Source organism: Anabaena sphaerica FACHB-251 (assembly GCF_014696825.1).
GTDB lineage: Bacteria > Cyanobacteriota > Cyanobacteriia > Cyanobacteriales > Nostocaceae > RDYJ01.
The window spans coordinates 46,470-56,610 of record NZ_JACJQU010000028.1 but is presented as its reverse complement, the minus strand read 5'-3'; the positions used below and the strand labels follow the sequence as shown (position 1 = coordinate 56,610).

General features: G+C 40.6%; 10 protein-coding genes. 2 read left to right on the top strand and 8 right to left on the bottom strand.

All coding sequences use genetic code 11. From position 1 onward, the window contains the following. On the bottom strand, window positions 1-888 hold an 888-nt coding region (locus H6G06_RS25430), incomplete at its 3' end, for a glycerol-3-phosphate acyltransferase (RefSeq protein ID WP_190564845.1). A gap of 163 nt (window positions 889-1,051) precedes the next feature. Next, window positions 1,052-1,192: a hypothetical protein gene (locus tag H6G06_RS25425; RefSeq protein WP_190564844.1), complete on the bottom strand. Its 141-nt coding sequence runs from the start codon at window positions 1,190-1,192 to the stop codon at window positions 1,052-1,054. A gap of 262 nt (window positions 1,193-1,454) precedes the next feature. Here H6G06_RS25425 and H6G06_RS25420 point away from each other — a divergent pair, with 262 nt between their 5' ends. Further along, window positions 1,455-2,390: a GDSL-type esterase/lipase family protein gene (locus tag H6G06_RS25420; RefSeq protein WP_190564843.1), complete on the top strand. Its 936-nt coding sequence runs from the start codon at window positions 1,455-1,457 to the stop codon at window positions 2,388-2,390. Window positions 2,391-2,431: 41 nt separating this feature from the next. On the opposite strand, the gene H6G06_RS25415 is transcribed toward H6G06_RS25420, so the two are convergent. Next, window positions 2,432-3,052: a hypothetical protein gene (locus tag H6G06_RS25415; RefSeq protein WP_190564842.1), complete on the bottom strand. Its 621-nt coding sequence runs from the start codon at window positions 3,050-3,052 to the stop codon at window positions 2,432-2,434. Window positions 3,053-3,482: 430 nt separating this feature from the next. Here H6G06_RS25415 and H6G06_RS25410 point away from each other — a divergent pair, with 430 nt between their 5' ends. Beyond that, window positions 3,483-4,031 carry a pentapeptide repeat-containing protein gene (locus H6G06_RS25410; protein WP_190564841.1) on the top strand — a complete coding sequence of 183 codons (549 nt, stop codon included), beginning with the start codon at window positions 3,483-3,485 and terminating at the stop codon, window positions 4,029-4,031. An 81-nt stretch (window positions 4,032-4,112) separates the two neighbouring features. Here the strand turns inward: H6G06_RS25410 and H6G06_RS25405 are convergent, their stop codons facing one another. From H6G06_RS25405 to H6G06_RS25385, 5 genes are all read right to left on the bottom strand, one after another. After that, window positions 4,113-4,421, bottom strand: a complete 309-nt coding sequence (locus H6G06_RS25405; RefSeq protein ID WP_242039851.1) for a hypothetical protein — start codon at window positions 4,419-4,421, stop codon at window positions 4,113-4,115. Window positions 4,422-5,493: 1,072 nt separating this feature from the next. Next, window positions 5,494-7,224, bottom strand: a complete 1,731-nt coding sequence (gene cobJ, locus H6G06_RS25400; protein WP_190564839.1) for a precorrin-3B C(17)-methyltransferase — start codon at window positions 7,222-7,224, stop codon at window positions 5,494-5,496. Window positions 7,225-7,657: 433 nt separating this feature from the next. Then, entirely contained in the window at window positions 7,658-8,707 is a 1,050-nt protein-coding gene (locus tag H6G06_RS25395; RefSeq protein ID WP_190564838.1) for a serine hydrolase, read from the bottom strand. 82 nt (window positions 8,708-8,789) lie between these two features. Next, window positions 8,790-9,494, bottom strand: a complete 705-nt coding sequence (locus H6G06_RS25390) for a precorrin-2 C(20)-methyltransferase (RefSeq protein WP_190564837.1) — start codon at window positions 9,492-9,494, stop codon at window positions 8,790-8,792. Beyond that, the gene (locus H6G06_RS25385) at window positions 9,491-10,120 is read right to left on the bottom strand and encodes a precorrin-8X methylmutase (RefSeq protein ID WP_190564836.1); all 630 of its coding nucleotides are present in this window, start codon (window positions 10,118-10,120) and stop codon (window positions 9,491-9,493) included. The genes H6G06_RS25390 and H6G06_RS25385 overlap by 4 nt, the downstream gene beginning before the upstream one ends. Between the last annotated feature and the right edge of the window lie 21 nt (window positions 10,121-10,141).

Below are 10,141 nucleotides of genomic sequence, written 5' to 3'. Positions count from 1 at the left end.
AAGTTTACTAGTAACATTCAAAACGGTTTCGTATTGTCCAGCCGCAGAAGCTTGTTCTGAGTCTTCCCCAATTGCCGAGGAACGCACTACTAAGGGTGAGAGTGATGATGGTTGGAGAAAATCAATCAACATCCCCGGATCATCAAATGGGGCTAAAATCCATCCTTTTGGCACTGGATAACCCCAGCGTTTAATTTGAGATAATGTAGCTGCTTTAGCCCCAAATATCTCTGGTTCTACCTCATCATCCAAAGTGATAATCGTTTGCTCACTACCGCTTAAATATTGCATCATCGGTTGCGCTTGTGCGTCTGCCTCTTCGACTGGCAGGTTCAGATCATCGGGGATTTGTGTATAAATCCATCCTAGTAACCCCGCTAATCCAAAGGCAGCGACAATTTTGGGGAAATCATTAAAATGTAGGATCGCCACAAATAAGGGAAATAAAATCAAAACCCCAAATTTGATTGTTTCTTTAGAGCGCAGAATGATGAAACCGATGGCTGCTACTAAACTGACAAATCCTGCAATCAGGGGATCGTGCATCAAAAATCCCCAAACTACGTTTGTCGTTCCTGCACCTCTACCTAAAGAATATCTACCTATAACCAAGGCAATCAAAGCAATCAATTCCCAAAATGAGCCTTCACGAAAGAAAACACGGGCGATTGATACCGCTGCAATTCCTTTAAAAGCTTCCGACAGCACTGCCAGAATACCCACCAATTTACCGCCGTGGTAGAAAGCAGCGGAGACGCTAATATTTCCTGTACCAATTTGTGCTAATCGCTGACGCTTGAGGGCGTAGGTAATCCAAGCAATTAGTGGCATTGCCCCTAAGAGTGGGCAAGTAATTAAAATAACTAATAAACCCCAAAGCTGAAACATTTATTTTTGATTGTGAATTTTAGACTTATATTGCATCTAAAATTGCAAATCGCAAATCTAAATTTTAATTATTTTTCTTCGGACTGTTTGATTGATGGCTTTATGGACACTGAACAACTAGGTCAACCCTTGTTGTCAGCGTCCTTTGAGCCTATCAATGATTCTAGCTTAACGCATAGGCAGATTGCAACGCCCATAGGATGAGTGCTACTATTGATCCCAAAACTAACACAGTAGAGATTGTGACTACTTTTGGTGAGTCTGCACCTTCAAATTTCATAATTCCGCGATTTAAGTCGGACATACCTTTGTAAGCCTCCTTTGTTACATTGTCACTCTGTCAGATTCGATTGTAGTTCTTCTGTTGGCCAATGATGTTAAATTCACATTATTATTTTCAGGGAACAGGGAACAGGGAACAGGGAATAGGGAACAGGGGGCAGGGGGCAGGGAGCAGGGGGAAAAGGGTTTTAGCCTTGTTTACTTTTCTTTACACACTTTGGTTTTATTCTGCCTACTTATTTATTTTAGTATAATTCGATACATCAGTTTGAAGGGGTTTGTCGGTGAAAGCAGTGTTGATGGTGATTTTGGCGGTATTTGTGGGGTTATTTGCGGCGATAGAGTTGGGGTTGCGATCGCTGTTTGGTTTTGGTAATCCCCTGATTTACATTGGTGATGAACAAATTGGTTATTTATTAGCACCTAATCAACGTACCCGCAGAATGGGCAACCGCATTGAAATCAATCAGTATTCTATGCGAACTGCGCCGATACAAAACTTACCTCAACCTTCGACATTACGAATTTTGCTTTTAGGTGATTCTATCGCTAATGGTGGCTGGTGGACAGATCAACAGAATACCATCTCTAGTTTGATAGAGGCTTCTTTAGCATCCGAGAGCAGTTACCAACAGGTAGAAGTGCTAAATGCTTCAGCTAACTCCTGGGGACCAAGAAACGAATTAGCTTATTTGCAGCGTTTCGGCAATTTTCAAGCTCAGGTCATAGTGTTATTAATTAACACTGATGATTTATTTGCTACTGCTCCTACTGCCTTACCTGTGGGACGCGATCGCAACTACCCAGATCGTAAACCACCTTTAGCAATTGTAGAAGTTTTACAGCGTTATTTATTTAAACAAAAGCCGATTCCTGAACTCGAAGCAGTTCAAAAAGAAGCAGGCGATCGCGTGGGCATTAATTTAGAAGCAATTGCTAAAATTCACAGTTTTGCTCAAGAAAATAACAGCAAATTTATACTAGCCATGACTCCATTATTGAGAGAGATTGGCGAACCAGGACCCCGTGATTATGAAATCATCGCTCGTAAACGCCTCAATGATTTTACTAAAGAACAACAAATTAATTATATTGATTTTCTCCCAGAATTAAACTCAATTAAAAACCCGCAAAGCTTATATCAAGACAATATTCATTTCAATTTTAAAGGTAATCAATTGGTGAGTGAAGTAATAGAGCGTTGCCTGCGGCGAGCCTAGCTATCGCTTTTAGAGAATTTGGGATTTTAGATTTTGGATTTTTAATTGTTTTCTCGAATCCAAATAGCCAAACCCCCACCTCTACCACGGGCAGCAATAAAATCTTCCGTTATTAAAAAGAAAGCAAAAAATGGTAATTTAGCGATAGACTGATGATAAAAATCCTCAGATTCTACCTTACCAGAACGAATCCTCTGGTTGTAGACAACACGATTAAATAAACTAATTTGCATCTGAGTAAAATCAAAAGCCAAGAGATTTTTTTTGCCCAAATATTGCGCCAGACCTGTGAGTTTTAACAACATAGATCCTAGTTGTACTTGATTAGCAATTTCCCCTCTACCCGCAGACTTCTCTAAATCAGCACTAAAAGAAATATGGGCAGATGCAAATTTTGGTACATAGAAACCCTTACCTAAAATAATTCCCCCGCGTCTTCTGACTTTTTTGGTTCCAGTGGCAAAACAAAGCCGCCATTTACCGACGAGAGAATCAAAAGGATAATTTAGGCGTTGCTGTTTGGCATTTTTTTCTGCTTGTAACAACGCATTGACTACTATCTCAGCAGCAGGAAGTTTATTTCCCTGTCGATACGCAGCCACAGCTTGGGTGAGGGTGCTGAGAAAGTCAGGTGTAGTAGTAGATATCAAATCAGTCGTCATGTTGGTATTTCTTTGTTTTTCCCATACAGGACTTACGCAAAACAGAACGGAAGTAGGGGTAATTCATGAATTACCCCTACGCAAGAATCAGGTTTTGAGTTCAATCTTGCGTAAGTCCTACCATAGTGCTTATAGATTTTAACCTTGATCAACAAGATAGGATTGCTATAGATGCCCAGATTACCTGTATATGGCATTAACATTAAGTTAAGTATCTTTCTATTAAGGAAAGATTCAAAATTCAAAAATCTTGAGGACAATAGAATAACTAAATAGACATCTGAGAAAATTAAATATGCGTTTTTCACAATCCTTGTAGAGACGTTCCATGGGTAGAGATTCTCGGCTCTACTTGCTCACCAGATGTCTAAAGGTATTTTGTGTGGTTTGTAGGAGTTGAACTCACCTATAGACATAGAGAGGTGAAATTATGGACGCTAAAAGCTTCCTGAATCAATATAAATCAGGAAAGCGAAATTTTAAGGGAGCAAAGCTGCATCAGGCAAAGCTAACTAAAGTTGAATTAAGCGGTATCAATTTATCTGAAGCTGACTTGAGTGGTGCTGATTTAAGTGAAGCAAACTTGAGTAAATGTAACCTTAGTCGCGCAAATTTGACTAATGCTGACCTAAATGGTGCAAATTTGCAAGGTGCAAACTTGAGTGAAGTAAATTTGATTGGTGCTGACTTAACGAAAGTTAATTTCCAGGAAACCAATCTTAGTCGTGCAGATTTGCGAGGTGCAAATTTAAAGTTGGCTAACCTACTGGGTGCAAACCTCAGGGAAGCAGATATCAGTGGTGCTGATTTAAGTGGTGCTAATCTTCAAAAAACAAATTTGATTGGTAGCAATATCGAGGAATCAGAACTCAAAGATGCAGATTTAACTAATGCAATCATTTCTGAACCAGAGACAACCCAGGAAGTTCTGCACATAAGTTTATCCCATACATGGATAACATGGGCTGGAAGTTGTTGATATTTTTGGGGAGATGGGGAGATGGGGAGATGGGAAGAAATTTATTCTCTTGCCTTCTGCTTATTCCCCATTCCCTATTCCCTAATAAACTAGAGGTGTAACACCACGCATTTGCCGTAAAGAATTTATACAAGCAGGGCAATCACAGCCAAATAAATCAACCGCCATATTGCTTTCGTCAACATTGAACTCTAGCATTTGAATATCATCAGGAGTATCAAAATCTTCTGGTTGGGCTTGATACTGTGGAATTTGAGCCAATACGGAAGCTCTAGCACAGACTAAACCCACTTTATGTTTATTGCGAATACAGGACAAATTATCTCTATTTTGGGCTGTGTTTGTGGCTGCTGGTTCGGCTGCTTGGGCTTGATTTAGCATCACTCCCATGGTCAAAAAAGAGCTAATCAAGACAGGAGAAGAAAACAAGCTTAGTATAAATTTGTTCGTCATTTTTCTTGATAAATGTTCTTGACTGCTAAGAATACACGATTAAAACTTTCAATTCAAGAGCAGAGCTATCAGGAATAATAATAGTTGATTTAGGTGCTATCTAATGTCAGTGTCAGTCAGGGTAAGTGGCTCAATTTAAAAAACATAATACCCAGATACCCAACTTCTTGGAAAGGCATGAAATTTTTCGGACATAATTATAGGATTTATGTCTTTTTATTCTGCCAATCTAACTCTGAGTAAGAGACTGAGAAATTATTTTTTTTAATCAAACAAAAAATCAATCTAGATGGTGATTTATAAATATAAAAAATGTCCGCAAGGGCGGACATATATCAGGGCTTCTGTCACTTTTATTGGCTACAATCATGTATGGAACATGATGCTTTTATTGTTGATGATAAGAACCGAAAATTCAAGTCTTTATCAGCATTTGACTAGACATAATGGATGGAATTATATCTTTTTGTTTGTGTGAGAATTTAGAAGTTAGCAGAGATGCTTGCTGGAATTTATGGAGAAAACGATTGTCAAATCAGTAATACAAAGGAACAAATTTTTAGATAAATTATCAAGTCTGACTCTAAAAGCGGTTATTTTTCTGACTTTTGTTAGCATATTTTGGGTTAAGCATCTTCTGTATTCTAAATCCTGAAGATTTTCTCAGAAAAATAACCTGGTAAATCGCCTAATAAATATCTGGATTGATTATATAAAAATAACAATTTGCATAACAGGATAGCACAAATCACTAGCATCATTCATTTAATTTTAGACATAATTCCGATATTTATGTCTTTACGTTCTCAAAAGCTATGGTATTTTTAAATTACAAAGGTAAAGGTGGTCAGGTATGACAGCCCTGAGAATAAGTTGTTATTCTTGGGGCTTTATTTGCAGAAGGTAAGGGATTGAGGACTGGGAAATGGGGAGGCAGATAAATCAAGTCAAAAATCAAAGGTCAAAATTAAAAAACGTTTGCCTCTTGTAACCTGTCACCTATTTCCAGTTATGAATTATAACGGCGTGGTGTATAAACCCGTATATCTTGTTCACTAGTTTCAATCTTCCGAGTTTGAGAAGAACCAACAATAATCAAGGTTCGCATATCGGCTTCTATTGGTTCTAATTGTTCAAGGGTGATGACTTTTACTGCTTGTCCTGGTCTGCCAAGATTCCACCCTAATATTACTGGAGTATCTGCTTTTCTGTACTGTAGCAAGATATTTTTAGCTTCTGCTAATTGCCAAGTCCGTTCTTTGGAAACAGGGTTATAAAATGCTATAACAAAATCACCTTGGGCTGCTGTTGTAATGCGTTGGGCGATAATTTCCCAAGGTTTCAAAATGTCAGAAAGAGAAATTACACAAAAGTCATGTCCTAAAGGTGCGCCAATAGCTGCGGCAGTGGCTTGCATGGCGGAAATGCCTGGGGCTACTTGAATATCAATAGTATGCCATTCTGGTTGATTATATCGGTCTATGACTTCAAAAACTGCGGTTGCCATTGCATAAATACCAGGGTCGCCTGAAGAAACTACTGCTACATATCGTCCTTCTGCGGCTAAGTCTAAGGCCATTTTCGCCCGTGCTTCTTCTTCTCTGTTATCAGATTCATGAATATTTTTACCATCAGCTAAAGCACCAATTAAATTGATATAGGTTTTATAACCGACTAAATCAGTTGCAGCATTGAGAATTTCTTTGACTTCGGGAGACATCCACTTTGATGCACCGGGTCCTGTACCAATGATGGCTAATTTTCCCTGTGGTTGTCCGATGGTTTCGGGGTGGATAATTTGGGGTGAAACGGTAAGAGTAATTTGGGAAAATGGAGAACACAAGGATTTGTTATTTGGTTCTGTACCGACAAAAACAACTGCTTCGTGAAAACTGTATCCTTGGGTGGTAAATTCTGTCAGTTGACTGGCTTGGAAAAACCGAGTGGGTACTTGGAAGATTTTGGCGATATTTTGGAGTATGGGGTTAGCAGCTAGGTAGAGAGGTGCAAGGATGACTGCGACTGCTTTGGGGGAAACCTGCGCGTCTGCTAGTAGTTCGTGAATTTGGGTAAGTGTTTGTGTTGAGGGGGAAGTTATGGCGATCGCAATCTTGGCGGGATGATAAACTAAACAGTCAGGTTGAGGAATCACCTCTTTTTCTGTAACTTGAATGGTTAACTCGCCATTATCATCGATAGGTAAGTTACTTTCACTCAACCAAGGTGCTGTTCCTACTAATTTAACTTTTGCCCCTGCTAATAAGTCAGCTATAAATTTTTTTGCATCTTCTGGGTTGGCTAAATGATATCCAGGAGGAGGAGATAACAAGGCTGTGCGAAAACGCAAATCTCCTGTAGTTGTAATTGCAGCTTGGATATTTAAAGCTTCTGCTATTTGACGCGCTAATTCATTAACTCCACTTAGTCCACCCAAAAGCGGTACAACTGCACTTCCATCTTCAGCTACAGCTAATACTGGTGGTTCTTGACTTTTATCTGTAATCAGTGGTGCTAAAGTTCTAATGAGAATACCAGCCGCACATATACCAATTATAGGTGTACCCGCAGCAAACAACTCCCGCAATGTATCGCCAAAACTCGTAAAACTAACATCAACATCACAGGTGCGACTTGCTAAACCGTACAACTTCGCCCCTGGTAAAATATTAATAATTTGCCTTGCTACTGCGATACTATTTTGTCCCAGTATGACAACGGCTGGTGCAACCCTTGTTTTCATTTAATATTTAAATTTATTTAATTATTATTGCCAAATAGTTCTTCCGCATCGAAGCTAATTTTATCAGGCTTTTCGGTTAAAGTCAATAGTCCTACTAGACTATTTTTCGATTCCAACTATCTTAGGACTTACGCAAAAACACGAAAAATCAAAGGTTTGCAAAAAAGGGTTAGGTGATGAACAGTTAAAGATGCACAAGAGTAAAACCCTTACACCCTGTCTTCACAGATAACTTCTGTGCGTAAGTCCTGTATCTCAACTAACAGGTCAGTTGGGGTTTATCTATAGCCTGGAATTATGGAAAGCACTGAAATCAGAGAAGTGAAAAACGTTCAATAAGAAAAGGTAGCACTCTCCTGGGAAGATAAAATTGATGCTGAGATTTTGAAATCGAAAAACGCTGACAATTTTATAATTTTATATCGTCAGTGATTTACCGGACTTGATATAAAACAGCGAAAACAATATCCTCCGCCTTAAGTCCCTCTTCCATTGCACACATCGCGCAGATTGATACCCCTCCTAATTCAGGAAAGTGAAATGCACTGGCGCTATATCCTGGACCACCTCCATTGTGACCCAACATTAACCCCCATGCTGATGCTGGATCTCCCATCAGTCCCAACCCATAACTAGGCCTCACCCAGGGCTGGGTCGGTTTTGGCGTAGCTAAACCTTCAATAGTCGGCAGCGCAACAGGCACAAGTCTTGCCATTTCTTCAACACAATGCTGAGGGAGGAGCAGATTGCTAAACAAACTATTCAAAAAAAGTACAATTTCGGAAGGTGTTGATGCAATAACGCCGTGGGAGACCCAGCCAGGATGATAGTAATGGCGTACATCACGAGGTGTTCCGTCAAGTGCTAATGCACAAGATGTCGCTGGGGTAAGTGAGGAAAGTTCTTCTACCGATTCAGGCACAAAAGTTTGGCGCAATCCTAGCGGTCGGATGATGCGATCAAAGATCAGATCGCGATAGGAACTGCCAGTCACTGCTTCGATAATCCGTTTGAGGAGCAGGTAGCCAGGATTGGAGTATGCCCAACTTGTTCCAGGAGCAAAGCACAGCCCCTGGTCAAACGTAACTGCTGCGAACTGTTCAAATGTCCAGGGAATAGAGGGAAAAGAGCGTACAGCATCGTGGTAAGCCCGCAGCGAACCATAATCAGGAATGCCAGCAGTATGGTTGAGGAGTTGGCGAAGGGTAATGCAATCGGCTTGACCAATTTTGGGAAACCAAACTGCTAAGGGATCTTCGAGGGTTAACAACTCTTCCTCCTGTAGCAACAGCAACACAGCAGTAGTAAATATCTTAGTAATGCTATATACGAGGAATACGGGTTCATCAGGGAGCAAGGGAGGATGCCAAACATATTCAGGTTTCTGGTTTATGTTCAGCGTAACAGAAACACCTGCAACGCCTCTATCCTGAACCAGGGTATTAAGTATCTCAACTAGCCGTTTTCTTATGTCTGTCACCACGTATTTTTACCCCTACTCCATGTCTCCCTGTTGTCTTAATGATAAGTGTTTAATCGGTTATGATATGACTCAACTTCCTGGATTAAAGCTTTTGCTTAGTAGGTATGACGATCATTGAGAAATAAGGAACTTGTTCTGGATCTACTTCATCTAAGGGTATGATGCGTTGTTGGGTGGTGGTTGCCCGTTCAATATATTTTGCCCGTGAAGCTAGTCCCAATTGATGCAAGACATCACGGACTTTAGTAAAATGACGGCCGAGTTTCATAATTGCGGCTGCATCCGTGGCTAAAAGTTGGGCAGTGAGCATTTCTGTAGGCAGTGTGGCGGGTAGAACTGTGAGAATATCGTTGTAGTAGGTGAAGGGTACACCCAAGGAGACTGGACAGGCCATGAGGGAAGAAATGCCGGGGACAACTTCCGTTTGATATTGATCAGATAAACGAGTAAAGATATACATGAAAGAGCCGTAAAAAAACGGATCGCCTTCACACAATACGACCACATCCCGACCTGCGGCTAAATGTTCGGCGATGGGTTCAACTTCTTTGTCATAGATGGCTTGAGCTTTTTCTGGTTCTAAGGCACGAGGAAGATGATATAAAACCTCAATTTGATGACCGGGTAAATATGGCGACACAATTTTTCTGGCAATACTTTCCCGGTCTATGGCTGACTGATAGGCGATAACAGAGGCCGAACGTAATAAGCGCAATGCTTTTAATGTCAATAGTTCTGGATCTCCAGGACCGACACCAATTCCATACAGACGGCCTTTTGGGTTCATATTTCTTCCTCTGTGGCTAAGGCGTTAACAGCAGCAGAAGCGATCGCACTGCCGCCCCGTCGTCCATGTAAAGTTAAAAATGGTACATTGCGGCTATCTGCGGCTAATGCGGCTTTTGATTCTGCGGCACCAACAAAACCCACGGGAAAGCCTAAAATTACTGCTGGACGTGGCACTCCCTCATCTAGCATTTCTAATAATCTAAATAAGGCTGTGGGTGCATTACCAATAGCGACAACAGCCCCATCTAGATGAAAACGCCATAATTCTAAAGCTGCTGCTGATCGGGTATTTCCCAACCTTTTCGCTATTGTTGGTACTTCGGGATCATTCAAAGTGCAGATAACGGCGTTATTGGCAGGTAATCTTTTTCTGGTGATACCTTCGGCAACCATACGACAATCACATAAAATGGGTGCGCCAGCTGCTAGGGCTTTTCTCCCTGACTCTACTGCATTTCGTGAATATGCCAAATCTGTGGCAATATCCGGCATTCCACAGGCATGAATCAGACGGACAGCTACTTGCGCTACATCTTCAGGCAGAATATCTAAGTTAGCTTCTGAGCGAATAATGGCGAAAGATTTTCTGTATATTTCGTTTGCATCACGTATATAATTAGACATAATTTCGAGCTTTTGGATTTG